This is a genomic window from Elizabethkingia sp. YR214 (genome assembly GCF_003058195.1).
In the GTDB taxonomy this organism is placed as follows: Bacteria; Bacteroidota; Bacteroidia; order Flavobacteriales; family Weeksellaceae; genus Elizabethkingia.
Map to the genome: position 1 here is coordinate 114,824 of NZ_QBUH01000008.1, position 24,792 is coordinate 139,615.

24 protein-coding genes and 2 tRNA genes are annotated in these 24,792 nt (G+C 35.4%); 18 read left to right on the forward strand and 8 right to left on the reverse strand.

From position 1 onward, the window contains the following. The first annotated feature begins 1 nt into the window (after window position 1). Window positions 2-484, forward strand: coding sequence for a hypothetical protein (locus tag C8J95_RS15590; protein ID WP_107809663.1), 483 nt, complete (start codon window positions 2-4; stop codon window positions 482-484). 65 nt (window positions 485-549) lie between these two features. On the opposite strand, the gene dtd is transcribed toward C8J95_RS15590, so the two are convergent. Beyond that, complete coding sequence (dtd, locus tag C8J95_RS15595) at window positions 550-999, reverse strand: D-aminoacyl-tRNA deacylase (protein ID WP_107809664.1); 450 nt, start codon at window positions 997-999, stop codon at window positions 550-552. A 234-nt stretch (window positions 1,000-1,233) separates the two neighbouring features. Between dtd and greA the strand changes: the two genes are divergently transcribed. From greA to C8J95_RS15625, 6 genes are all read left to right on the forward strand, one after another. Then, a complete protein-coding gene (gene greA / locus C8J95_RS15600; RefSeq protein WP_059324963.1) occupies window positions 1,234-1,704 on the forward strand; it encodes a transcription elongation factor GreA in 471 nt (156 codons plus the stop codon). Between the two features lie 11 nt (window positions 1,705-1,715). After that, window positions 1,716-2,105, forward strand: a complete 390-nt coding sequence (locus C8J95_RS15605) for an HIT family protein (RefSeq protein ID WP_009089026.1) — start codon at window positions 1,716-1,718, stop codon at window positions 2,103-2,105. Between the two features lie 44 nt (window positions 2,106-2,149). Continuing rightward, window positions 2,150-3,340 carry an ATP-dependent Clp protease ATP-binding subunit ClpX gene (gene clpX, locus C8J95_RS15610; protein ID WP_107809665.1) on the forward strand — a complete coding sequence of 397 codons (1,191 nt, stop codon included), beginning with the start codon at window positions 2,150-2,152 and terminating at the stop codon, window positions 3,338-3,340. 71 nt (window positions 3,341-3,411) lie between these two features. After that, complete coding sequence (locus C8J95_RS15615) at window positions 3,412-4,692, forward strand: TlpA disulfide reductase family protein (RefSeq protein WP_185124626.1); 1,281 nt, start codon at window positions 3,412-3,414, stop codon at window positions 4,690-4,692. Between the two features lie 45 nt (window positions 4,693-4,737). After that, window positions 4,738-4,811: transfer RNA gene (locus C8J95_RS15620), tRNA-Met, on the forward strand. Window positions 4,812-4,839: 28 nt separating this feature from the next. After that, window positions 4,840-4,912 (forward strand) — tRNA-Met (locus C8J95_RS15625). A gap of 271 nt (window positions 4,913-5,183) precedes the next feature. Here the strand turns inward: C8J95_RS15625 and C8J95_RS15630 are convergent. The 4 genes from C8J95_RS15630 to C8J95_RS15645 are packed head-to-tail and all read right to left on the reverse strand — an operon-like array spanning window position 5,184 to window position 8,917. Beyond that, window positions 5,184-6,245, reverse strand: a complete 1,062-nt coding sequence (locus C8J95_RS15630) for a DUF3810 domain-containing protein (RefSeq protein WP_370446834.1) — start codon at window positions 6,243-6,245, stop codon at window positions 5,184-5,186. Next, window positions 6,232-7,674: an MFS transporter gene (locus tag C8J95_RS15635; protein WP_107809668.1), complete on the reverse strand. Its 1,443-nt coding sequence runs from the start codon at window positions 7,672-7,674 to the stop codon at window positions 6,232-6,234. The genes C8J95_RS15630 and C8J95_RS15635 overlap by 14 nt, the downstream gene beginning before the upstream one ends. 47 nt (window positions 7,675-7,721) lie before the next feature. Then, window positions 7,722-8,447, reverse strand: a complete 726-nt coding sequence (locus C8J95_RS15640; RefSeq protein WP_255412839.1) for a 1-acyl-sn-glycerol-3-phosphate acyltransferase — start codon at window positions 8,445-8,447, stop codon at window positions 7,722-7,724. An 11-nt stretch (window positions 8,448-8,458) separates the two neighbouring features. Continuing rightward, a complete protein-coding gene (locus tag C8J95_RS15645) occupies window positions 8,459-8,917 on the reverse strand; it encodes a GtrA family protein (RefSeq protein WP_107809670.1) in 459 nt (152 codons plus the stop codon). 123 nt (window positions 8,918-9,040) lie between these two features. Here C8J95_RS15645 and C8J95_RS15650 point away from each other — a divergent pair, with 123 nt between their 5' ends. From C8J95_RS15650 to C8J95_RS15660, 3 genes are read left to right on the forward strand one after another with little or no spacing between them, the layout of a single operon-like run. After that, on the forward strand, window positions 9,041-9,304 hold the full coding sequence (locus C8J95_RS15650; protein ID WP_107809671.1) for a hypothetical protein: 264 nt from the start codon (window positions 9,041-9,043) through the stop codon (window positions 9,302-9,304). A 33-nt stretch (window positions 9,305-9,337) separates the two neighbouring features. Then, window positions 9,338-10,207: a BadF/BadG/BcrA/BcrD ATPase family protein gene (locus C8J95_RS15655; protein WP_107809672.1), complete on the forward strand. Its 870-nt coding sequence runs from the start codon at window positions 9,338-9,340 to the stop codon at window positions 10,205-10,207. Between the two features lie 14 nt (window positions 10,208-10,221). Beyond that, window positions 10,222-12,504, forward strand: coding sequence for an NADP-dependent malic enzyme (locus tag C8J95_RS15660; RefSeq protein WP_107809673.1), 2,283 nt, complete (start codon window positions 10,222-10,224; stop codon window positions 12,502-12,504). Window positions 12,505-12,554: 50 nt separating this feature from the next. On the opposite strand, the gene C8J95_RS15665 is transcribed toward C8J95_RS15660, so the two are convergent. From C8J95_RS15665 to C8J95_RS18720, 3 genes are all read right to left on the reverse strand, one after another. Next, window positions 12,555-13,232, reverse strand: a complete 678-nt coding sequence (locus tag C8J95_RS15665) for a hypothetical protein (RefSeq protein ID WP_255412840.1) — start codon at window positions 13,230-13,232, stop codon at window positions 12,555-12,557. 12 nt (window positions 13,233-13,244) lie between these two features. Beyond that, on the reverse strand, window positions 13,245-14,255 hold the full coding sequence (locus tag C8J95_RS15670) for an alpha/beta fold hydrolase (protein WP_158267956.1): 1,011 nt from the start codon (window positions 14,253-14,255) through the stop codon (window positions 13,245-13,247). A 174-nt stretch (window positions 14,256-14,429) separates the two neighbouring features. After that, window positions 14,430-15,161, reverse strand: a complete 732-nt coding sequence (locus tag C8J95_RS18720; RefSeq protein ID WP_158267957.1) for an AraC family transcriptional regulator — start codon at window positions 15,159-15,161, stop codon at window positions 14,430-14,432. Between the two features lie 566 nt (window positions 15,162-15,727). Between C8J95_RS18720 and ruvA the strand changes: the two genes are divergently transcribed. The 8 genes from ruvA (at window position 15,728) to ilvA (ending at window position 24,432) form a co-directional block, all read left to right on the forward strand. Continuing rightward, complete coding sequence (ruvA, locus tag C8J95_RS15680; RefSeq protein WP_107809676.1) at window positions 15,728-16,315, forward strand: Holliday junction branch migration protein RuvA; 588 nt, start codon at window positions 15,728-15,730, stop codon at window positions 16,313-16,315. A 126-nt stretch (window positions 16,316-16,441) separates the two neighbouring features. Continuing rightward, entirely contained in the window at window positions 16,442-16,819 is a 378-nt protein-coding gene (gene gcvH / locus C8J95_RS15685) for a glycine cleavage system protein GcvH (protein WP_034870741.1), read from the forward strand. Beyond that, window positions 16,812-17,195 carry a VanZ family protein gene (locus C8J95_RS15690; RefSeq protein ID WP_107809677.1) on the forward strand — a complete coding sequence of 128 codons (384 nt, stop codon included), beginning with the start codon at window positions 16,812-16,814 and terminating at the stop codon, window positions 17,193-17,195. The genes gcvH and C8J95_RS15690 overlap by 8 nt, the downstream gene beginning before the upstream one ends. 675 nt (window positions 17,196-17,870) lie before the next feature. Beyond that, a complete protein-coding gene (ilvD, locus tag C8J95_RS15695) occupies window positions 17,871-19,550 on the forward strand; it encodes a dihydroxy-acid dehydratase (RefSeq protein ID WP_107809678.1) in 1,680 nt (559 codons plus the stop codon). Between the two features lie 25 nt (window positions 19,551-19,575). Then, window positions 19,576-21,330 (forward strand): biosynthetic-type acetolactate synthase large subunit, encoded by a 1,755-nt coding sequence (ilvB, locus tag C8J95_RS15700; protein ID WP_107809679.1) that lies wholly within the window; start codon window positions 19,576-19,578, stop codon window positions 21,328-21,330. 41 nt (window positions 21,331-21,371) lie between these two features. Further along, a complete protein-coding gene (gene ilvN / locus C8J95_RS15705; RefSeq protein WP_107809680.1) occupies window positions 21,372-21,959 on the forward strand; it encodes an acetolactate synthase small subunit in 588 nt (195 codons plus the stop codon). Window positions 21,960-22,002: 43 nt separating this feature from the next. Next, entirely contained in the window at window positions 22,003-23,055 is a 1,053-nt protein-coding gene (gene ilvC, locus C8J95_RS15710; protein WP_059324950.1) for a ketol-acid reductoisomerase, read from the forward strand. 135 nt (window positions 23,056-23,190) lie between these two features. Then, window positions 23,191-24,432 (forward strand): threonine ammonia-lyase IlvA, encoded by a 1,242-nt coding sequence (ilvA, locus tag C8J95_RS15715; protein ID WP_107809681.1) that lies wholly within the window; start codon window positions 23,191-23,193, stop codon window positions 24,430-24,432. The last annotated feature ends 360 nt before the right edge of the window (window positions 24,433-24,792 follow it).

A 24,792-nucleotide genomic window follows, 5' to 3' on the forward strand; every position in this document is an offset into this window, starting at 1 on the left:
TATGAAAAAGATAGTTGCTTCTTTTCTGCCTCTTATGCTTATAATGGTGGCTTGTTCAAAAAGTCCCCATAGAATGCAACCCCCTAAAGAGGACTCTTCCGCTGTGAGTATAAGCAAAACTGATACTATAAAACAAGATCACAGCCCGAGCCGACAGGTTACAGGAAATACAATTACCCGTGAAGTAGACGTACAAACATTTCCTATAACATTTGAAGATGAGTTCACCAACGAAGATCAAAGGCTGATCATACATTTGAAAAATATGAGAAATATGAAGATTACAGGGAAGATTATCTCCGAATCCGGAAATCAGAATATCCGGTTCAATAATGTTGAACTCAATAATCAGAGTATTGACGGACCTTTTGGGCAAGACATTGAATACAATCTAAACCAGAAAGGAGACTACAGTCTGGTTGTAGGGAAAAGCCTGATGGCTGATGGCAGTCAGAAAGGAAAGTTTAGCATACAGCTAAAATAAAAAAAGAAAATGGCCAGGTATTTCTTGGTCATTTTTTATGCTTTTTCTCCCCTTAAAGTTTGAATCTATAGTTTTGTTTTCGAATCCATCACAATAGTTACAGGCCCATCGTTGATCAGAGAAACCTTCATATCAGCACCAAAGATTCCACTCTCAGTTTTTAACCCGCTTTTGGCCATTTCCCCTTTGAAATATTCAAATAGAGGAATTGCTTTGTCAGGTTTTGCAGCCTTGATAAAAGAAGGGCGATTTCCCTTTTTGTAATCAGCAATAAGAGTGAATTGACTAATGCACAAGAGTTCCCCTTTTATATCCAGAATAGAAAGATTCAGTTTGCCTTCTTCATCTCCAAAAACACGAAGATTTAGTATCTTTTGTATAAGCCAGTCTGCATCTTGTTTCTCATCATTTTCATCAATTCCGATTAAAAGCATAAAACCTTTTCCGATTTTGCCCACAGATTGGTTTTCTACCACCACTTCAGACTCCGAAACTCTTTGAATAACTACTTTCATGGCATAAATATAGAAAATATTAGTGTTTTTTTAGGTTTCGTTGAGAGAAGTTTAATTTTTTAAGGAAAAAAATTAAATGAACGTTTTTAATTCATTGATAATTAGTGTTTTATAATTAAATGCTATATATTTCTTTTTATTGAAAATAAATTATATATTTGCTAAAATTAATCAAGACATGAGTATCCGGCAAAGGTCGGATATTTTATTTATACTAACCTAAAATATTGTATTATGAGTTATGTAACCAAAGAAGGTTTAGAAAAAATGAAGACCGAACTAGAGCAGTTGGAAACCATTGAAAGACCAAAAATTACACAACAGATTGCAGAAGCTCGCGATAAAGGTGATTTATCTGAAAACGCAGAATACGATGCAGCTAAAGAAGCCCAAGGAATGCTGGAAATGAGAATTTCTAAGCTAAAAGATACTATTGCTACTTCAAAGGTAATTGATGAAAGTCAGTTAGATACTTCAAAAGTATCCATCTTATGTACTGTGAAGCTTAAAAATAATGGAACTAAGCAAATGCAAACATTTACTTTAGTACCAGATAATGAGAGTGACCTGAAGTCAGGTAGAATCTCAGTAAATACACCTATTGCTAAAGGACTGTTAGGTAAAGTTGTTGGTGAAACAGCAGAAATTACTTTACCAAACGGAAACAAGTTATCGTTTGAAGTATTAGAAATTAGCTTAAACTAAATAGTATAATTATGAGCAGCATTTTCACCAAAATAGTTAACGGAGAAATCCCTGCATACAAAATAATGGAGGATGAAAAGCATTTAGCTTTTCTGGATGTAATGCCTTTAGTGGAAGGACATACATTAGTAATTCCTAAAAAAGAGATTGATCTTATTTTCGATCTGGATTCAGAAGAATTTAAAGAACTTTTCAGTTTTGCACAAAAAGTAGCCAAAAAAGTTGGTGCTGCAATTCCGTGCAAAAGAGTAGGAGTAGCTGTTATAGGTTTGGAAGTTCCACATGCTCATATTCATTTAGTACCGCTTCAACATTTACATGATATCGATTTCTCCAGAGAGCGATTGAAATTATCACCTGAAGAATATCAAAAAATTCAAGAAAAAATTGCAAATGCTTAGATTTTTCTAAGCATTTTTGCATCATAAAATCAAAATAAATTTAGATGAATCCTAACCAATGTTCTTTTTGTGGAAGAAAAAGAGAGGAAGTTGAAATATTAGTGTCAGGTAATAGTGGTTATATCTGTAATAACTGTATAGAACAGGCTCATGCAATGATTGCAGGTTCTGGGAAAAATTCACTTAGCCCTGCAGATTACGATATAGATGATCTGAAAAAGCCAAGAGAGATCAAAGAATTTCTGGATGACTATGTTATAGGTCAGGATCAGGCGAAGAAACAATTATCCATTGCGGTATACAACCATTATAAAAGGTTGATGCATGCTGGTAATGCTGACAGAGAAGTAGAATTGGAGAAGTCTAATATACTAATGGTTGGTGAAACCGGAACAGGTAAAACATTATTAGCAAAAACAATTGCAAAAGAACTTAATGTACCTTTTTGTATTGTAGATGCTACAATTCTTACAGAAGCAGGCTATGTAGGAGAAGATGTGGAAAGTATTCTTTCCAGACTTTTGATGGTAGCCGACTATGATGTAGAAAGAGCCGAGAGAGGAATTGTTTTTGTAGATGAAATAGACAAAATCGCAAGAAAGTCTGATAATCCTAGTATTACCAGAGACGTTTCCGGAGAGGGTGTTCAACAAGGTTTGTTGAAACTTCTGGAAGGTAGTATTGTAAATGTACCACCACAAGGAGGAAGAAAACACCCGGATCAGAAATATATTCAGGTAAATACTCAGAATATCCTGTTTATTGCAGGTGGTGCTTTTGATGGTATTAAAGAGATCATTGAAAGAAGACTAAATAAGCAGGCCATCGGTTTTAGCAGTGAGAAAATCAATAAAAAGGACGATGAGGAATATATCCTGGAAAATATTAATGCTATTGACCTTAGGAGCTTTGGATTAATTCCTGAACTTTTAGGACGTTTCCCTATCATTACTCACCTTGATAAGCTTACAAAAGATACGATGATTCGTATTATGAAAGAACCTAAAAATTCAATCATTAATCAGTTTATAGAATTGTTCAGAATGGATAATGTTAAGCTTGAATTTACAGATGAAGCTATCGAGGCTATTGTTGAAGCTACAATGGAAAAAGGATTAGGTGCCAGAGGTTTGAGAGGAACTACAGAAAAGGTTCTGGAAGATTATATGTATGATATTGATCAGACTTCTGAAGTTATCCTGACAAAAGAAGATATAGAAGGTAAACTGAAATAAGTATATCTGAAAAAAAACTTAATACGTTGTAAAACCTACAGAAATGTAGGTTTTTTTTATAACTTTAGGTCATGAAAAAGAATTTCTTAACGATAGCACTATTAGGGCTGTTTTCGATGACATCGGCTCAGTTTACTGTTCAGGTGGGAGTCCCTTCAGATTTTAAAGCGGATAACGCGTTTCTTTACTCTTATAACGGCTCCAAAGAGGTTATAGCAGCTAGCGGAACAAAATCTGCTAATGGTTGGAATTTTAAGGTAGATACGCCTTATTCCGGTCTAATGAAGGTTTACTTTCCGGATGCTAATACAGCTTTTATGCTAATTTCCGAAAACGGAAATGTTACTGCAAAGACAGCACTGACAAATAATAAAATTTCGAGTGTAGAATTTTCGGATAATGCCAATAAGCTATTCGCAGATTATCAAGGAATAGCAAAAAAGAAGGAGCAGATCCTTCCGGTATTGCTCCAGATGCAAAACTTCTATGAGCCAAATTCAGAATTTGGAATGGCTATGAAAAAAGAGATATCTAAGCTTTCTGCATACAAAGATGGAGATATGGGACAATATCCTTTTTTAAAGTTTTATACTCAAAATCTTCAGAAATATGTAGATGGAAATCAGGCACTGAAACAGGAAGATTATATAAAGTTTATCAACAATTCACCTGAATATCTTGAATCTTCAGCGCAAATCCGACAGGTGCTTTACAATTACCTTTCATATTCCAAGAAAGAAACTATTAATAATGATGTTGAAAAGTTACTAAAAACTGTAGATGTAGAATCTCCAAGAGGGCAGATGGTATTATCTGAACTTATTGACTTCTTCGACATCTATGGAATGGAGGAATTAAAGAATAAATATCTTACAGAGGCTAAAGCATTAAAATGTACGATTTCAGATCGTTTAACGGCTACTATTAAGTCCAACGAGAATGTGATGCTGGGAAAAATATTGCCAGATTACAAATTTACGAATCCTCTAAATACCACAGCTAAGTCGTTGCATGATGTAAAAGCTAAGAAAAAGCTTATTATGTTCTGGTCTTCTACATGTTCTCATTGTGAGGCCGAATTACCTAAAATTATTGAAAATTATAAAGCATTACAGGCAAACGGAGTTCAGGTTATTGGATTATCTTTAGATTCTGATCCAGCTTCTTATAATAACAGAGTAAAATCTCTTCCTTGGATTAATGATAGTGAGCTGAAAGGCTGGAGTAGCAGTGTTTCAGAGCTTTATAACGTTCACGCAACGCCAACATATTTCCTTTTGGACGCAGGAAATAAAATTATCGCCAAACCAAACAACTTTTCTGAAGCTTTATCTTTAATAAAAGTGAAATAAATTTTGGTGAGTTGTAAATATTTTCTATATTTGCACCACCAAAACGGCGAGGTAGCTCAGGTGGTTAGAGCGTTGGATTCATAACCCAAAGGTCACGGGTTCAAGTCCCGTCTTCGCTACAAAGTCTTCGGAAGACAAAAGATACATCGCGGGGTGGAGCAGTAGGTAGCTCGTCGGGCTCATAACCCGAAGGTCGCACGTTCGAGTCGTGTCCCCGCTACTAAAAAGAGAATCAGATTATTCTGATTCTCTTTTTTTATGCTTAAAAAGTGGATCTATTTGCAATAATGGGGTTTTCATAGATATAAACTTACCCATATAACCGTCTAATCGATTTTATTTATAATTTCTATAGGAATAAAAATGTTTTTTTATTTTAAAATACTTGTTTATATCTGAAATTTTTGTACTTTTACATCGCTTTAATCGGGTATCCTATTGCCCACGAAGCAATAAATTTTTTTTCATCATTTGTGTTTTTGGGATTGCATCTATTGGTGCAATCCTTTTTCTTTATGGTGATCTAATAGTAAGTAAATGAAGTAGTTATAGGTGATACTTCCATCCTGTCTGTTACTTTTCAGAAAAAGGTTGTTGGTAAAAGAGAAAAAATCCTGAGCCTTTCCTTCATGATCTTTATAGAATTTTTTTTCAGTCTTATAATCATTCATTAACTCTTTTGGGAGATTTTTTAGGAAATTTTTACTGTATTTCAAGTCTTTTTTAGATATATTGAATAATATTGTCTTCAGAGCATACCAGTAAGCACTGTATTTTAGCTCATAACTGGAGGAATTCTCTCCTATAATAAAAGCTATAAAGTTTGCTTCCTCCTCTCTGGCAAAGCCTATCTGATGTGCTGTTTCGTGAGAGAGTGTAAATGGAGTGTAGGTAGGCGGTAATTCTGGATTGTATTGCGATTCGGAGCTGAAAGGATTGTAATAGCCCAGAATACCTGTGTAGCTCATAACGCTTTTATAAAGGCTTGGCTTTAGCGAAATATCAATACTGTTGCCTTTTCCATATATATGAGCAATTGTTTGCTGTTGTGCCTTTATTTCTGCTTCCAAAGCTGTCTGAGATTCTATCCGAAAAGATTCTGAAGGATGAGCTTTACGAAGTATAATGCATTGCTGTAGGTAATATTCTGCAAGAGGCTTTAATTTTTCGGTATCAATCGTCTGTATTTTGTCTCTGCTTAATAAGGGCTTCTGAAAATATAACATTCCCCATAAAGATTGGTATACGAAATATAAAATATTGATACTAATCAGTAAGATTAACAATGCCCTTTTCCTGCTTTTTTTTCTGATGGATAATACAGCTATGACAATCAAAAAAATACTCAGAAGCAGATAAAATGCATCCCCTGTAGAAAAGAGAATATGCTTAATAATTCCTACCCGGATCTTCTGAGTTGCAGAAAATAATTTCTCAAAAAACAATACACCCTTCTCCGTCTTAGATAGCAGAAAGAATATAAAAAATTGGGCAAGCCAAAGGCCTGCCCAAAATCTTTTCTTATATATCAGCTTATTCTTAGTGTCCACCACCTGCAGCTGTTTTTTCGAGATCAATACCTTGGCTCTTCAGGATTCCTTTTACCTTAATTGCATAGAAGATTAGGTATAGGAAACATACTACATCTACAATATAGCTTAAATGTATACCTATTGAATCTGCAAGGTAACCCTGTAGCGGAGCAATTAGCCCTCCACCCATAATCATCATGATAAGGAAGTTAGAACCTTCATTGGTATGCTTACCAAGTCCTGCAATTGCCAAGGCAAAAATACAAGGCCAAAGCGTACTACAGAATAATCCCACACTTGTATAAGCGTATACGGATACCATTCCGGAAGAAAGCATACCGATAACTAATGCCGTTATACCCATGAAAGAGAAGATCATTAGCATTCTTGCCGGATTACCTTTGGAAAGGATATCTGCAATGATCATAACAAGGATAATTGCAGGATAAATTTTGAAAGGAGTCAGATCGTGCTGTGCAATAGCATTTACAGCAAGGAAAACACCAAAAGCCAGATAAGGCGCAATGAATTTTGCGATTTTTAGTGTCATTCCCTGTAGGTTAAATGCGCCTACAGCACCACTCCAACGACCGATCATCATACTTGCCCAGTATAGGGAGATAAACGGAGCAACATCTTTTGTATGGAAACCTAATTCTTTTTCCATATATGCAGGAAGATTACTTGCTGTTGCAACTTCTACACCTACATATAAGAATATAGCAACCATCCCCAATACTAATTGTGGGTATTTTAGTACAGAAGAACGAGGTTGTTGTATTTCATTAGCTTCTTCTACTTCATGTGTTTCAGTAACACTTGGAAGTGAAGAGAATTTCAGGAATATAGCAGCTAAAACAAAAGCTGCACCTAGTACCAGATAAGGGATTTTAACACTTTCAATATCTGCATTTTCATTTGCTGCAGCTGCAGATCCGAAGATGGCGAAAGCAACAACTAATGGACCGATAGTGGTACCGAAGTTATTAATACCTCCGGCCATTGTCAAACGCTGAGAACCTGTTTGTGCTGGTCCAATCGCAATCGCTAGCGGGTTGGCTACGGTCTGTTGTAAAGAGAAACCTAATCCTACTACGAAAAGCGCTGTAATCATTAATGGGAATGAATGTGCATTCGCTGCAGGGATAAAGATTAAAGATCCCGCTGCAGATATTAAAAGGCCTAAGATAAGACCGTTTTTATATCCCATTTTGTTTAATACATCGTATTTTAAAATTTTCGATATCGCTAAGTATAATAATGTTCCTACCGTATAAGCGATATAGTAGGCAGATGCTACAAGTTGGCTTTGGAAATTAGTAAGGTCAAATGCCTTTTTGAAAACGGGGATCAGAATATCATTACTGGCTGCAACAAAGCCCCAAAAGAAAAAAACCACGATGAGCGACGCAAATTGTCCCCAATTGGTTTTATTACGGTAATCGAACATATTTATTAGTTTTTGTTAAAATTAAATTTAGTTAACACAAATATAGATTATTTATTTATACAAATGCTTTTGTACATTAATTCGAACGCATTTTTTTTCATTTCATCCTTACTTTCATTGGGTTGTAATATATCATTTAAGATTACTTTTACTTTTCCGGGATGGCCTTTTCCGCTGTCAAACGGAAACATCTCTTTCAGCCCGATGAATGTATATACAGCAATGGGGAAGTGGTGTTTAGAAGATAGGGTGAATGCTCCATCCTTAAACTCATCCAGTACAATAGATGTGTCATCCGGAACTCCGCCTTCAGGGTAGATTACAATATTCTGTCCTTCATTCATTCTTTGGGCGCATCTGCGGTATACATCCGTTCGGCTTCTCATACTTGTGCGGTCTACCATTACACATATCCTTTTATATATAGTACCGAATATGGGAATCTTTACCAGTTCCTTTTTTCCGACAAAACAAATAGGATGTTTGGGATGTAATATGCACATTAGCATAATATCCATGACAGAAGTATGGTTGGAGACAAATACATATTTTTTTTGGGGATCGATAACCTTTCCTGTTGGTGATGTTAGCTCGTATCGAAATCCCATACCATAGAAAAGCATTATACACCATATGCGCATGAAAAAATAACACGCTCTGAAAGTCTTTGGACTAAAAGAAAGTGGATATACTAAAAGCCCGCAAAGTACAGTGGCAATAATAACAATAATAAGGAACCAAATTCGCCAGAGATAATTAAGAAGCTTTGTCATTACTATTATTTTCAGCCGTTAAAGATAACCCTCTTTTTAATACTAAAATTAAGTACAGAAATAATAACAATCGCCAAAGCCTTGCTGAAGATAATCGGACTTAGTACATAAATACCCAGATCAATCGGATCGTGGAAAAGATTGTTGAAAAGAAGATTAAATACAATAAGGCTTAGGATTGTTGAAATAAACGAAACCACCATAAAGTATGTAAACTCCTTTTTCTTAGAGTGTTTACCTCTTTCGAACACAAACCAAATGCTCAGAAAATAATTGAAAATAATAGCACAGGTTGTGGAAAAAATATTACTAAGCGGATAAGAAATTCCGTGCCATTTAGTTTCAGCCGGAATATATTCAGGAATATAATAACTGAAGACTTTCATAAGCCCAATCTCTACAATAGCGCTCAGTCCACCCGCAATAATGAAAAATAATATTTGCTTTTGTTTAATTATAAATGCAACCATTAAAAAATGAAATTGTGCAAATGTAAGGCTTAATGTTAAAATGTAATAAGTGTATGTTAAAATTGATTGCCGAATGAAAAATATTTCTACATTTAACTATACGCAACCCAAAATAGCAAACAGATGAAAACTTCCGTTAATTCAGATAAATTCATGAAATACCAGGATAAAATCCGGGAATTGGAGGATCAGAGCCCCCGATTTAAACAGGTTTTTGCAGAATATGAAATTTTTTCAAGAGAATTATGGAATTTGGAAACCAGTGATGACGGCGAGCCAGTTCCTGATGATTTTCTGGATGCTTTACATTTGCAAATGTCTTATTTGGAGGACGAAATAAAGGACTGGTTACAATACAGAGAAGAATCTGATACAGAAGTCGTATAATTTTTTTAATTTAGCGTCTTAAAAATTTTATACATGATAGCAATTGTAGACGGTGGCTCTACTAAATGCGACTGGGTGATTCTTAAAGCTTCAGGAGAAGAAGTCCTGAGAACAACAACTAAAGGATTCAATCCCAATAACACAGCAGCGCATTTAATTCCTGTAGAAATCAACAAAAATGAAGACCTTGAAAAAATAAAAGAAGACATCAAATATGTATTTTTTTATGGTTCGGGTTGCGGAGTAGAAGAGAATTGTATCATTGTACGGGAACAACTTCAGGTAGTTTTTACAAAAGCAGATATTCTGGTTAAAGAGGACCTTTTAGGAGCAGCCTACGCTGTTTACAGAGGAAAGCCTACAATGGTTTGTATTCTAGGTACTGGTTCCAACTCATGTTACTTCGACGGAAAAGATATTAAAGTAGAATTGCCTTCACTAGGATTCCTTCTTGGGGACGATGGTGCAGGAAGCTCTATGGGAAAACGTATTGTGAAGAATTTCTTTATGAAAAAATTACCGCCATCACTAGAGCGCGAGTTTATAAAAGAATACCCTGAACTAAACATAGAATTGCTTCTGCAGAAAATGTATCATGAAAATACTATGGTAAATGCATACTTTGCAGAGTTTAACAAGTTTGTGGCTAAATGGAAAGAACATCCGTTTATCCAGAATCTTATTTATGAAGAATTCAAAAACTATATAGAGTTCCAGCTTCTGCCTTATGGCGAAGTAAAAGATGCTGAAATTAGTTTTATTGGTTCCATTGCTTATGTATATGGTGACATCCTGAAAACGGTTACAGCTCAGTATAATCTGAATTTTGGAATAATTGTGCAACGTCCGATCGTTAATCTGGTACAATACCATGTGGATCACATCTTTCCAACTTTAAAATAATAAAATAAAAATTAATGAATCAACGAGATCAAGAAAGATTGAAGCAGGCGGCTCTCGACTATCATAAGGCCGAACCGAAAGGCAAAATAGAAGTAATACCATCCAAACCTCACGCATCACAAAGAGATTTGTCGTTGGCTTATTCTCCTGGAGTAGCAGAACCATGTATGGAAATTCACCACGATGTTTCCAAAGCGTACGACTATACAGGTAAAGGCAATCTGGTTGCTGTTATTTCTAATGGTACCGCTGTATTAGGACTTGGTGATATTGGAGCAGAAGCTTCAAAACCGGTAATGGAAGGAAAAGGGCTTTTATTCAAAATATTCGCGGACATCAACGTTTTCGATATTGAGATCAATGAAAAAGATCCTGAAAAATTCATCCAGGTAGTTAAGGCAATTGCACCAACTTTCGGAGGTATTAATCTTGAAGATATTAAAGCCCCGGAAGCATTTGAAATAGAAAGAAGACTAAAGGAAGAATTGAACATTCCTTTAATGCACGATGATCAGCATGGTACTGCGATTATCTCTGCAGCAGCTTTACTAAATGCTTTAGAAATTTCTGATAAAAAAATTGAAGAGGTAAAAGTTGTGGTAAACGGAGCAGGAGCAGCAGCTATTGCTTGTACCAAACTTTATATTGAAATGGGACTTAGAAAGGAAAATGTTTTGATGTGTGACTCCAAAGGAGTAATCAATCACAAGAGAACAAACCTTACTCCTGAAAAATTAGATTTCATCGTAGAAACAGATATCGAAACATTAGAAGATGCTGTAAAAGGATCTGATGTTTTTATCGGTCTTTCTAAAGGAAACGTAATGTCTCCTGAGATGTTACTTTCTATGAAAGAGAATCCAATTGTTTTTGCTTTAGCTAACCCGACTCCTGAAATCGATTATAACCTGGCACAGGAAACTCGTAAGGATGTTATTATGGCAACCGGAAGAAGTGATTTTCCTAATCAGGTAAACAACGTATTAGGATTCCCTTATATTTTCCGTGGTGCATTAGATGTACAGGCTACAGCAATTAACGAAGCGATGAAAATTGCGGCAGTTTATGCAATTGCAGAAATTGCCAAGAAAACTGTACCAGAAATGGTAGTATTAGCTTACAATGCTAAGAGCCTAAGCTTTGGTAGAGAATATTTTATTCCAAAGCCGTTTGATAACAGATTGTTAACAGATGTTTCTATTGCTGTTGCAAAAGCAGCTATGGAAAGTGGTGTAGCAGCTAAGCCTATTGAAGACTTCGAAGCTTATGAAAATAGTCTGATCGACAGAATGAATAAGGACGAGAAGCTTCTGAGAATGATGCAGAATCGTGCGAAATCCAATCCGAAGAGAGTAACTTTAGGAAATGCTGAAGAATATAATGTACTAAAAGCAGCTCAGATTCTTGCTGAAGAAGGTATTGCGAAGCCAATTCTTTTGGGTGATAAAACACTTATTGAAGAAGCTAAGAAGAAATTCGGTATCGATATAGATCTTCCAATTGTAGATCCTAATGCAGACGATCAGGAAGAAAACAGAAAGAAATACAGAGAAACACTTTGGAATCTTCGTAACAGAAAAGGTATTAACGAGTACAAAGCAAAAAGATTTGTAAGAAACAGAGACTATTTCGGTCCGTTAATGCTTCGTCATGGTGATACTGATGCTTTAGTTGTTGGATTCTCTAAAAACTATTCTACAGTATTAAAGCCTGTTCTGGAAGTAATAGATAAAGATCATGGTGTAAGTAAAGTTTCTGCTATGATGATGATTCTTGCAAACAAGAAACAATACTTCTTTGCAGATACATCTATTATACAAGATCCTACTTCCGAAGACCTTGTAAATATAGCAAGAATGCTGGATCATACTGTAAGATCACTAGCAATAGAACCAAGAATTGCAATGTTATCTTTTGAAAACTTCTCAGGATACTCTGAGACTTCTAAGAAAGTAGCAAAAGCAGTACAAATCCTTCATGAGAAATATCCTAAAATGGTTGTTGATGGTGAAATTCAACCGGATTTTGCAATGAACAGCGATCATTTAAGTGATTATCCATTCTCTAAATTAGGCGAAACTCCGGCAAACTGTTTTGTTTTCCCTAATCTGGAATCCGCTAACCTTTCATATAAAATTATCAGAGGTATGAAGGTTTCTCAGACAATTGGACCAATCTTGATGGGATTAAACAAACCTGTACATATTGTACAGATGCGTTCCAGCGTAGATGAGATTGTTAATCTTGCTACAATTGCTGTGTTGGATGCGCAGATCAAAGAAAAAAGAGAAAAATAAATAATCTCTATATAAAATTGAAAGCGGCCCTTAAAGGCCGCTTTTTTATTTTAAGGAAGCTTATAGTTATAACCTATCTGCAAAAGGTAAGGGAGTTGTGGTTTAGTTTTAAAATCCTGAGATATAATATTGCCAACTTTCAGATAAATTTCCTGATTGCTGAATGAATAGCCTCCCTGGAGATTGTAGTAAAAGTTTCCTCCCGTAGCAGGTTCATACCATCCGTTCTTCACTTCTGGATAAATTTCTTGATACCGTGCAGAATGTTTAAAGTGGGTAACTATTGCTTTGTCGAACCCCGCTTCAATTGTAGTAAACCAATGCGGCCTGTAATAACCTATACTACCCGACATATCGAGCCCGAAATTAGTTAATGCCACATTCTCATTTTCAAATCTTCTGAAAATACCATGTAACTTTGTGGAAAGTTGGATATTTCCAATTTTCATCCATCTTATATTTCCTCCTGTTTTTACTTTAAAATCATCGAACAAATTATTGCCTGAAGGAATAGAAAATTCAACACCAAGAATTATTGGGAAAAGCCGATTGTTGAGTTTGTATCCATATCCGAGACCAAATATCAATCCATATTCTGCTCCTATATTCGCATTCAGAATATGTTTTTCAGTATTTGAAAGACTAGACCAGTTAATGGTTTGAGATTTTATGGCAATAAATGCAAAGCCTGATAATAACAGTATAATATATTGTCTGAAATTTTTCATCGTATGTAAGGATTAAAGGCTTTTGATATAACTGATAATGTTCGGTCTTGTTTGGGTTTTCCATGCATTTATGTTGGTTATAATACCATCATGTCCAACACCTGATATTTTTACCCGATTTACATGATTGTAAACTGTTGTTATCTTCTCGGCCCATGAATCCGGGTAAGCCTTGTTTTTTTCACTATAAAAAAACAATACAGGAATATTGAAAGCTTGTAAGCCTTTCGAAAAATCAATGTTGTATTTATCACCACTATCAAAAAGAGCATCCATAATTACTGCGCCACTTCTCCAACTTATACTCTGATCGAAGTCACCTTCTCCTGTAATGTCATTTTTAGAAGCCAGCATAGACATTTTATAATCCAGTATTTCATGCTGATCTTCTTTACCAGATATAAACTGATCTATATAAGTAGCATCATTTAGAATTTCACTCCATAACTTGAATGACCTGGAGTTTTTCACATAATCTTTTATATCATTCCATTTAAGACCGCCCGGTTCACATAAGATTATACCCTGTACAGCGTTAGGGTATTTTCCGGCATAGCCAGATGCCAGAATAGCTCCCCATGAATGACCTAAAAGAATAACTTTTTGATTTGAGTTTTTACGATAATGAGAAATGACAGCGCTTAATTCATCATACATCGAGTCCATAACACTTGAACCAAGGGAGGTATATGAATTTTTAGGAAGACGTTGTGATAACCCAGATCCTCTCTGATCATAAAATACAACTCGATATCCGTTTTCTGTGAGATCTTTACAGTTAAGAAGATATCTGTAATCGCCTCCGGGTCCCCCATGAAGAGGGATGATAATTGTTCCGTTTTCGGGACCAAATGCTTCAGAATGTAATAATACACCGTTCGCCTGTATAGATGGCAATGATGAATCCTGGTCTACAGTTTTTGGAATAAGGTTGCCTGCTTCTTCAATTGTGCGCCCGTCCGTACAGGAAAGAAGTAAAGTGAAAATGGTAAAAGATGCTATTAAAGCATTCTTTTGTTTCATAGTAATCATATCTTTTGAAAGTTTAAAAATCTTTACAAAGATTGTTTTACTTCAGCAGATATGCGTTCCAATAGGAAAGATGGAATATAAAAACAACTTATTTTAAAGTGTTTGTTTTCAATAAGTTATGTATTTTGAAACCTTTTCCTTGAAAGATGGTACCTGAAAATAGTCCTAAGGTAGTTTTTGATACTCACTTGGAGTGAGTCCGGTATATTTTTTAAAATTTCTGTTGAAGGACGTTTTAGAATTGAATCCACATTCAAATGCTATGGCCAAAAGGGTGTATTGTTTATTTTCGGGGTCAGAAATTTTATCCAGGTATTCACTTATTCTTTTTTCATTTATTAATTCGTAAAAGTTTTTTTCTCCTTTGGAATTAATAACCTGAGATAAAGAATTAGGATGAACATCCAGCATTTTTGCAAGCTCATTTAATGTAAGATTTGGATTTACAAAAGGTTTTTCTGTATCTAATAACTGTATTAAACGTGAATGTATATCCTCTATATTATCCTCTGTTAATCCAGATTTTTGATATTTCTTATCATTGATATCCGAAATATTAGACTCATCTTTTATAAATGATTCTGGGCTCGCTGGAAAATAACCGATAGGTACGAAATTAGATTGATTAAATATATGTACCTGTTTTATACCAAAATATCCTAACCATATAATAAATATAGTGACCGCACCGTAAATAATATTAACCTGATCGGTAAGGATTACCAACACCCAAATTATACTAATCCATAGAATAAGATATAGTAGCCAGTTAAAATTTATTTTATCAGTATTAGAGAATTGTTTAACGATATTCCTTCTGTATAGATAAAGGTATCTAAAAGATAATATTGCATAAGAAATTCCAGATATATAAATCAGATATAGCCTTATGAACATTTGGATTTGAAATTCCCGACCCTCATGTTTAAAAATTTCAACTCTTTCTTCGTATGAAGCAGTATAAAATGACCAGAATAAAAAATTACATACTATAAAAGGAAGAAAATGAAATAATTGTTTTAATGTTAGAGGTCTTGGGGAGGTCTGCTTTCTTACATATAGATATAAGAATGGGCCATAGGTTATAGGAAGCAAAAATCCGGAAAAAGTAAAAGAAGGATAGTGGAGGTACTGGCCTGTAATCAATAAGTAATGACTTATTAAATTTATTCCAATAATACTAAGCCAGCAAGCAAGGATAATATCTGCGGTGCTTTTATTTCTTTTGGTTATTAAAAGAAATGTAAAAAAAAACGCTAAAAAAATACCTGCCAGATAAAGCATATAACTCTCATGAAGCTTATTCGACAAAAATAAATATATTTTCCGATGCAATTGTCTAATATATAATATATTAAGAAAATGTTTCACTTTTATTCTATGAAATACCTTTGCGAGGCTATGATGTATGTAAAAATAAAAGTAGCTTTAAATCACTATATTTGGTTGTTAAAAAAATAATAATGATATTTTCATTACAAGGAATCGTTCAGGAACTTAGTCCTGCCTATGCAGTAATCAACGTAAACGGAGTAGGGTATTATGTAGGAATTAGTCTGCAGACATCACAAAAACTTACCCAGGGAAAAGAGGTATTCCTTTATATCCAGCAAATTTTTAGAGAAGATGCTCAGTTGCTTTTTGGCTTCAGTACACTTACCGAAAAAGAGGTTTTCAATTTGCTAATCAGTGTAAATGGAGTAGGAGCTGTTTCAGCTCTAATTTTACTTTCATCACTGGAGATTCCTGATATCGCCAGTGCTGTACTGAATAACCAAAGTGTTGTTCTGCAAAAAGTAAAAGGAATAGGTGCTAAAACAGCAGAAAGAATTATTGTTGATCTGAGAGATAAAATGTTGAAATATAGTGATGTGAATGAAGCTTCTCTGAATAACGCTGTAGATAATAAGATAAAAGAAGAGGCTCTTTCGGCATTAGAAGTTTTGGGGATATCCCGTAAAATGTCTGAAAAAATAGCAGATAAAATAATAAAAGCCGATCCGGAAATAAATGTAGAAACACTTGTAAAACAAATATTAAAGAGTATTTAATATATTGTAAATGTTTTACATCTGTAATCTGCTTTTTAAACGCTACTAAAATTTAGCAGAATATGGCGTTGTAAATTTTGCAACATGCATTTTTTGGATTAAATTTGACAAATAATAAAAATTAAAATGAATATTCCTTCAGAATTAAAGTACACTAAAGACCACGAGTGGGTGAAAATTGATGGCAATGTTGCTGTTATCGGTATTACAGATTTTGCACAAGGCGAATTAGGAGATATCGTTTTTGTTGATGTAGATTCAGTAGATGATGATCTTGCTTCAGGTGAGGTTTTCGGATCTGTTGAAGCGGTAAAAACTGTTTCCGATCTTTACTTACCTATTGCTGGAAAAGTAATCGAATTCAATGCTGAATTAGAAGATGCTCCGGAATTAGTAAATCAGGATCCATATGGAAAAGGATGGGTTATTAAAGTTGAAATAGCTGCTGATGCTGATACTTCAGAATTACTTTCTGCTGAGGATTATCAGAATATAATTGGATAAGATATCTAAAATATCCCGTAAGATTTTGCCCATTTATTGGGCATTTCTTACTTATTTATTACTTAGACCGGGTTCCGAAGAAAGCGAACACTGGTTTGTGTTTCCTTATTTTGATAAGGTAGCACACATGGGAGTATTTGCCGGATTAGGATTTTTACTAAGCTTAGCATTCCCAAAACTAAAATTCTTTACCTATATCCAAATCATGTTATGTTTTGCGTTCCTAACTGAAATTCTTCAGGACGAAATGCGATTGGGTCGGGCAATGGAAGTATTAGATGTTGTTGCCGATACAACAGGCGCTTTAATAGGTTATCTGGCCTACCTATTCCTATCCAAGAGATTACAAAACTTACAGAATCCTGTTAATATATAAACTTAACATCCGGTTAAGTTCTTTATATCAATTTTTTTACTCCAGATTACTACTGAAAATAAACTTATTTCGGTATTTTATGTATTTGAGGTATTAAACAAACACCGTCTTTAACAATTTATCAGATTGATGAATCTTCAATAATAATCTATGAGAAATATAGTCTTCTGTATTCACAATAGTTTTAGATAATATTAATTTCTACATGAATTTAGAATCTGATTTTCAATATACTACTACCGTGCCTTATCCATAATTAGTTTTTAATCATAAATATGTATACTGTATTGTTATGGTTGTTTTAATGAATAATCATCAATTAATTTATTCATTTTATATCAATGGTTTATGAAATCTAACAAGTGTTCGTGAAAATTAAAATTCAAAATTTCTGAAAAAATATTTGGTTATTCCAAAAAACCTCCTACCTTTGTCCCAACAAAACCTAAAAATAAATCTTACTTAAATAATTAAACACTCGTGGCGAGATTAGTCATTAATATTATTGTCATTATTATTCAGAACAAAAGTTTTGGATCGGGGCGATATGTGTTTAAGTAAGTAGGCATAAACTTATAAAAGCAAAAGCGGCTTTCTCGATTCAAGAGGAAGCCGCTTTTTTTATGGATAAAATCGAATAACGAAAGTGAACAAAAAATTAAATAACAGTAAGTAATGGAACTAAACAAATATTCAAAGACAATTACACAAGATCCGACACAGCCGGCAGCGCAAGCTCAGTTATATGCTTTGGGCCTAACAGATGATGATTTAAGAAAAGCACAAGTCGGAATCGTGAGTATGGGATATGATGGGAACCCGTGTAATATGCATTTGAATGGTTTATCACAACATGTGAAATACGGTGTATGGGAGAATGATCTGGTAGGACTGATTTTCAATACAATTGGTGTAAGCGACGGGATGAGTAATGGTACAGACGGAATGCGTTATTCACTGGTAAGCAGAGATGTTATCGCAGATTCTATTGAAACAGTTTGTGGTGCACAGTATTATGATGCTGTAATTACAGTGCCGGGATGTGATAAAAATATGCCAGGTTCTATTATTGCTATGGGAAGATTGAATCGTCCGTCTATTATGGTTTACGGTGGAACAATTGCTCCGGGGCATTACAAAGGTCAGGACCTGAATATCGTTTCTGCATTCGAAGCTTTGGGACAGAAAATTGCCGGCCAGCTGGATGAAGAAGATTTCAAAGGAATTGTGAAAAATAGTTGTCCGGGAGCAGGAGCATGTGGTGGAATGTATACCGCAAATACAATGGCATCTGCAATTGAAGCAATGGGAATGAGCCTTCCGTACTCAAGTAGTAATCCTGCATTAAGTGATGAAAAGAAGAAAGAATGTGAAGCCGCAGGTAAATATATCAAGATCCTGATGGAAAGAGATATTAAGCCAAGTGATATTATGACACGTAAGGCTTTTGAAAATGCAATTACCGTGATTATGGTTTTAGGCGGAAGTACAAATGCTGTATTACACTTTTTGGCAATGGCTAAAAGTGTTGGGGTTCCTCTTACTCAAGACGATTTCCAGAAAATTAGTGACAGGGTTCCTGTACTTGCAGATTTTAAACCTAGTGGTAAATACCTAATGGAAGATCTGCATAATAAGGGTGGAGTACCAGCGGTAATGAAGTATTTACTGAAAAAAGGATTGATAGATGGAAGTTGTCTTACAGTTACCGGGAAAACAATTGCTGAGAATCTTGAAGACGTTCCGGATCTGAATTTTGAAGAACAGGATATTATTTATCCACTTGAAAATCCTTTAAAGAAAACAGGTCACTTGCAAATCTTATACGGTAACCTCGCAGAAAAGGGAAGTGTTGCTAAAATCAGTGGCAAAGAGGGTGAAAAATTTGAAGGCCCTGCAAGAGTTTTCGATGGAGAGAAAAAACTAATAGAAGGAATTTCTTCTGGAAAAGTGAAAAGTGGAGATGTGGTGGTTATTAAAAATGAAGGTCCGAAAGGAGCACCTGGAATGCCGGAAATGCTAAAACCAACATCGGCCATTATCGGCGCCGGATTAGGAAAATCTGTAGCACTGATCACTGATGGAAGATTTAGTGGTGGTACTCATGGATTTGTCGTCGGACATGTTACGCCGGAAGCTTTTGATGGTGGACTGATCGGATTAGTGGAAGACAATGATATTATTGAAATTGATGCTGTGAACAATAGCCTTACACTAAAAGTCTCTGATGAGGAAATTGCGCAAAGAAGAGCAAACTGGCAGCAGCCAAAACTAAAAGTGACCAGCGGAGTGCTTTATAAATATGCTAAACTGGTAAAAGATGCATCGCAGGGATGTGTAACAGACGAAGATTAATCACGGACGATTCAAAAATACAACTATGGAAACGACTCAGATACAAGATAAAACAATACAAACAGAAAATAAAAACTTATTTAAAGAAGGAGATACAATTTCCGGTTCCCAGGCTCTGCTGGATGCATTAGTTGCTGAAGGTGTACATACTATTTTTGGTTATCCAGGTGGAGCAATTATGCCAATCTATGATGCATTGTATGACTTCCAAGATACGCTAAAGCATATTTTAGTACGTCATGAGCAAGGCGGAATTCATGCAGCACAGGGATATGCCCGTACGAGTGGAGAGGTAGGAGTTGCATTTGCAACAAGCGGGCCAGGCGCAACCAATTTAGTAACCGGATTAGCTGATGCTCAGATAGATTCAACACCGCTTGTATGTATTACCGGACAAGTATTTGCACATCTTTTAGGAACAGATGCATTTCAGGAAACTGATGTAATTAATGTAACCATGCCAGTTACTAAGTGGAATTATCAGGTAACTGATGCTACACAGCTGCCAGCGGTTTTAGCAAAAGCATTCTTTATTGCACGCTCCGGCAGACCAGGGCCTGTACTAATAGATATTACCAAAAATGCCCAGTTGCAACAATTTGAATATCCGGGATATACAAAGTGTGATCATTTACGCAGTTATCGTCCAAAGCCAATTGTAAGAAACGAATATATTGAGAGGGCTGCTGAAATTATTAATGAGGCTAAAAAGCCATTCGTAATCTTTGGACAGGGAGTAATTCTTGGAAAAGCAGAAAAAGACTTTCTCAATTTTATTGAAAAAGGAAACTTTCCGGCTGCATGGACTATTATGGGGGAGAGTGCAATTCCCACTGACCATCCGTTAGGAGTTGGTATGTTGGGTATGCATGGTAATTACGGACCAAATGTTTTAACAAACGAATGTGATGTTTTAATTGCTATAGGCATGCGTTTCGATGACCGTGTAACCGGACGATTGGACAAATATGCAAAACAAGCACAAGTGATTCATCTGGATATAGATCCCGCAGAAGTAGATAAAAATGTAAAAACAACCGTTCCGGTTTGGGGCGATTGTAAAGAAACTTTGCCTCTTCTTACTAAGCTTATAAAAAGTAATGACCATAGTGAATGGCTTGCTGAATTCAGAAAGTATGAAGCTGAAGAAGAAAAACAATGCATACAACCAGAAAAAAATCCTGAAGGAGAAGTATTATCCATGGCAGAAGTTCTGGAAGCGCTGAATGAACTTACCAATGGAGATGCTGTTATTGTTACAGACGTTGGACAGCACCAGATGGTAGCTTGTCGTTATGCAAAATTTAATCAAACACGTTCTAATATTACTTCCGGTGGCCTTGGGACAATGGGATTTGGACTTCCTGCAGCTATCGGTGCTAAATATGGTGCTCCTGACAGAACTGTTGTAGCCATTGCGGGAGATGGTGGTTTTCAGATGACTTTACAGGAATTGGGAACTATTATGCAATATGATATAGATGTGAAAATATTGATTCTGAATAATGAATTCCTTGGGATGGTGAGACAATGGCAAGAGCTATTTAATGACCGCAGATATTCATCTGTAAATATTACAAGTCCAAATTTTGTAGCATTAGCCGGAGCTTATGGAATTCAGGGTAATTCTGTCAAAGTTCGTGCTGATTTGAAAACAGCATTAAAAACAATGCTGGAGCATAAAGGTTCTTATTTACTTGAAGTAATGGTAGGAAAAGAAAACAATGTATTTCCTATGGTTCCGCAAGGATGTAGTGTAGCAGAAATCAGATTGAAATAACCTTTGTTTTCAATGAGAGTTTAACGATAAAGATCAAAAAAATGAAACAACAATATACAATCACCGTTTATGCCGAAGACCAGATAGGTTTATTAGCCCGTATCACTATCATATTTTCCAGAAGAAAAATTAATATAGACAGTCTTAATACATCGGCTTCTGAAATTCCGGGAATTCACCGATTCACCATTTTAATTGATGAAACCGAGGAAGTGGTACGTAAACTGTGTCGTCAGATTGAAAAACAGGTAGAAGTACTGAAGGCATATTATGATACAGACCAGGAAATTGTATGGCAGGAAATGGCATTGTTCAAGATTCCGACGAAACAGGTAACTGAAAAAATAGTGGTAGAGCGGTTATTACGTGAATACGGAGCACGGGTTCTGGCGATTAGAGAAGATTTTACTGTTTTCGAAACGACTGGACACAAGGAAGAAACGGAAAAGCTAATTAAAGTTTTTGAAAACTATGAACTCATAGAATTTGTTCGCAGTGCACGTATTGCAATCATTAAAAAAAGTGAAGGTTTCCACAAAAAAATCAAAGAATTTGAAGCAAAAGAACCTGGCGAGGAAGTTCAGGAAAATGAATTCTTAAACGAAAACGAGAAAGTTTTCACAATGTAATTAAACAATTATAAATAATATAAAACATTAAAAATTAATAAAAATGGCAACAATTAATTTCGGAGGAGTAGAAGAAAAGGTAGTAACAAGAGAAGAGTTTCCTTTAGAAAAAGCAAGAGAGGTACTTAGTCATGAAACAGTAGCTGTTATCGGTTATGGAGTACAAGGGCCGGGGCAGGCACTAAACCAAAAAGACAATGGTGTTAATGTTATCGTTGGACAGCGTAAAAATTCTAAAAGCTGGGATAAAGCTGTTGCAGACGGATTTGTTCCTGGGGAAACATTATTCGAAATCGAAGAAGCATTAGAAAAAGGTACTATTATTTGCTATTTATTAAGCGATGCTGCACAAATCGAGTTGTGGCCAACAGTACAAAAGAATTTAACACCAGGTAAAGCATTATATTTCTCTCACGGTTTTGGAATTACTTTCAATGAGCAAACAGGAATTGTTCCTCCAAAAGATGTAGATGTATTCTTAGTAGCACCTAAAGGTTCTGGGACATCATTGCGTCGTATGTTCCTACAGGGAAGAGGACTTAATAGTTCTTATGCAATTTATCAGGATGCTACAGGTAAAGCTAAAGACCGTGTCGTAGCATTAGGTATTGCTGTAGGTAGTGGCTATTTGTTTGAAACAGATTTCAGAAAAGAAGTTTTCTCCGATCTTACAGGAGAAAGAGGTACGCTAATGGGAGCTATCCAGGGGATTTTTGCTGCACAATATGAAGTACTAAGATCCAACGGGCATTCTCCATCGGAAGCATTCAATGAAACTGTTGAAGAATTAACACAATCTTTAATGCCTTTGGTAGCAGAAAACGGAATGGATTGGATGTATGCAAACTGTTCTACAACGGCCCAAAGAGGCGCATTAGATTGGTGGAAGAAATTCAGAGATGCAAGCAAACCTGTATTCGAAGAGCTATATGAAAGTGTTGCAACAGGAAAAGAATCTCAGCGTTCTATTGACAGTAACTCGCAAACTGACTACCGTGAGAAGCTAAATCAGGAATTAGCTGATCTTCAGCAAAGCGAAATGTGGCAGGCTGGTAAGGCTGTTCGTAGCCTTCGTCCGGAAAACCAGAATGTATAAAATTATCAATAAATAATAAGATCCCTCTCCTGTAATGGGAGAGGGATTGTTTTATAATGAAAATTTATACATATATATAAGGTATACCTTATATATATGTATAATAAAAATGAAACTTAAGTTTAAGTATATATAATGATGATGAATTTAAATTTTTCAGAAGCGGCACAACGAGTCAAAGATGTTGTGATCCATACACCCCTTCAGCTTAATCTGAATCTTTCGAAGAAATATAATTGCAATGTTTATCTGAAAAGAGAAGATCTCCAGGTTGTACGTTCCTATAAATTAAGAGGAGCTTATAATATGATGAAATCTTTATCCGCAGATGAACTAAAAAAAGGAGTTGTATGTGTTAGTGCAGGAAATCATGCGCAAGGGGTTGCTTATAGTTGTAACAGGATGGGGGTAAAAGGAGTAATATTTATGCCAAGTATTACACCAAAACAAAAAATTGACCAGACCAGAATGTTTGGAGATTCCAATATCGAGATTATTCTGACTGGTGATACTTTCGATGATTGTGCAGCAGCAGCTAAAATTTACACTGAAGAAAAAGGAATGGTATTTATTCCACCTTTTGACCATGAAAGAATTATTGAAGGACAGGGGACTGTAGGTGTAGAATTGTATGAGGATCTGAAAAATATAGATTATATTATTGTTCCAAACGGAGGTGGAGGATTGTGTGCTGGCATCAGTACATTTGTGAAATCCGTAAGTCCGGAAACAAAAGTTGTAGGTGTTGAACCTGAAGGTGCTCCATCCATGACTTTAGCACTGAAAGAAAAACAGCCAAAAGAAGTTCCTTCAATAGATAGATTTGTAGACGGGGCGGCTGTAAAGAAAGTTGGTGAGCTTACCTATAATATATGCAGTCAGAATCTGGATGATATGTTGTTGGTTCCTGAAGGGAAAGTTTGTACTACTATTTTACAGCTATATAATAAGGATGCAATCGTAGTTGAGCCTGCCGGAGCTCTTTCAGTAGCTGTACTGGATCAGCTTAAAGAAGAAATAAAAGGAAAAAATGTGGTTTGTATAATTAGCGGTAGCAATAATGATATCGACAGAATGCAGGAAATAAAAGAGCGTTCCTTATTATATGAAGGCTTGAAACATTATTTTGTGTTGGAATTTCCTCAGCGTCCAGGTGCCTTAAAAGAATTTGTTACCAATATTATGGGAGAAAATAATGATATTACCTACTTTCAGTTTTCTAAAAAGAATAATAAGGAAAGTGGCCCTGCAGTAATAGGTATTGAGGTTGAGACCCCTGAAGACTTTGAAAATCTGAAAATAAGGATGGATCAGAATATGCTGAAATATACCTATCTTAATAATGATCAACTGCTGTTTAATAACCTTATTGGGTAGTTAGCTCATTGTGGATAACTGGAGGTAACTTTGTAAACTACTGTATATAGCTTGTTTGAATATATAAGATATACACATTTGGTCTAAACCGAGCAATTCGATTTGTTTTTTATAGAGCAGTTACCCTATCTTTGTAGTCACCTTTTTAATCAAGGTAAGCGCAGAGATCATTAACAAATAAGAATACTAAAAACTTTTTCAAAAAAGTCTTTGTCGTTCTAAAAAGTTTTTCTACTTTTGCAGTCCTAAACAATGAGAGTTGTTAGGGGAGCAGGAGATAATTGAGACTATAAAATCGATTAAAATTTTTTAGAAAAAAGATTTGGTCATGTTAATAAAATTTATTAGTTTTGCCCACGC

What these genes read in the sequence shown, in the direction of transcription:
- C8J95_RS15590 (WP_107809663.1), top strand. Translation starts at nt 2, where the DNA reads ATGAAAAAGATAGTTGCTTCTTTTCTGCCTCTTATGCTTATAATGGTG.
- dtd (WP_107809664.1), bottom strand. Translation starts at nt 999, where the DNA reads ATGAAAGTAGTTATTCAAAGAGTTTCGGAGTCTGAAGTGGTGGTAGAA.
- greA (WP_059324963.1), top strand. Translation starts at nt 1,234, where the DNA reads ATGAGTTATGTAACCAAAGAAGGTTTAGAAAAAATGAAGACCGAACTA.
- C8J95_RS15605 (WP_009089026.1), top strand. Translation starts at nt 1,716, where the DNA reads ATGAGCAGCATTTTCACCAAAATAGTTAACGGAGAAATCCCTGCATAC.
- clpX (WP_107809665.1), top strand. Translation starts at nt 2,150, where the DNA reads ATGAATCCTAACCAATGTTCTTTTTGTGGAAGAAAAAGAGAGGAAGTT.
- C8J95_RS15615 (WP_185124626.1), top strand. Translation starts at nt 3,412, where the DNA reads ATGAAAAAGAATTTCTTAACGATAGCACTATTAGGGCTGTTTTCGATG.
- C8J95_RS15635 (WP_107809668.1), bottom strand. Translation starts at nt 7,674, where the DNA reads ATGTTCGATTACCGTAATAAAACCAATTGGGGACAATTTGCGTCGCTC.
- C8J95_RS15640 (WP_255412839.1), bottom strand. Translation starts at nt 8,447, where the DNA reads ATGACAAAGCTTCTTAATTATCTCTGGCGAATTTGGTTCCTTATTATT.
- C8J95_RS15645 (WP_107809670.1), bottom strand. Translation starts at nt 8,917, where the DNA reads ATGGTTGCATTTATAATTAAACAAAAGCAAATATTATTTTTCATTATT.
- C8J95_RS15650 (WP_107809671.1), top strand. Translation starts at nt 9,041, where the DNA reads ATGAAAACTTCCGTTAATTCAGATAAATTCATGAAATACCAGGATAAA.
- C8J95_RS15655 (WP_107809672.1), top strand. Translation starts at nt 9,338, where the DNA reads ATGATAGCAATTGTAGACGGTGGCTCTACTAAATGCGACTGGGTGATT.
- C8J95_RS15660 (WP_107809673.1), top strand. Translation starts at nt 10,222, where the DNA reads ATGAATCAACGAGATCAAGAAAGATTGAAGCAGGCGGCTCTCGACTAT.
- C8J95_RS15665 (WP_255412840.1), bottom strand. Translation starts at nt 13,232, where the DNA reads ATGAAAAATTTCAGACAATATATTATACTGTTATTATCAGGCTTTGCA.
- C8J95_RS15670 (WP_158267956.1), bottom strand. Translation starts at nt 14,255, where the DNA reads ATGAAACAAAAGAATGCTTTAATAGCATCTTTTACCATTTTCACTTTA.
- C8J95_RS18720 (WP_158267957.1), bottom strand. Translation starts at nt 15,161, where the DNA reads ATGTTCATAAGGCTATATCTGATTTATATATCTGGAATTTCTTATGCA.
- ruvA (WP_107809676.1), top strand. Translation starts at nt 15,728, where the DNA reads ATGATATTTTCATTACAAGGAATCGTTCAGGAACTTAGTCCTGCCTAT.
- gcvH (WP_034870741.1), top strand. Translation starts at nt 16,442, where the DNA reads ATGAATATTCCTTCAGAATTAAAGTACACTAAAGACCACGAGTGGGTG.
- ilvD (WP_107809678.1), top strand. Translation starts at nt 17,871, where the DNA reads ATGGAACTAAACAAATATTCAAAGACAATTACACAAGATCCGACACAG.
- ilvB (WP_107809679.1), top strand. Translation starts at nt 19,576, where the DNA reads ATGGAAACGACTCAGATACAAGATAAAACAATACAAACAGAAAATAAA.
- ilvN (WP_107809680.1), top strand. Translation starts at nt 21,372, where the DNA reads ATGAAACAACAATATACAATCACCGTTTATGCCGAAGACCAGATAGGT.
- ilvC (WP_059324950.1), top strand. Translation starts at nt 22,003, where the DNA reads ATGGCAACAATTAATTTCGGAGGAGTAGAAGAAAAGGTAGTAACAAGA.
- ilvA (WP_107809681.1), top strand. Translation starts at nt 23,191, where the DNA reads ATGATGATGAATTTAAATTTTTCAGAAGCGGCACAACGAGTCAAAGAT.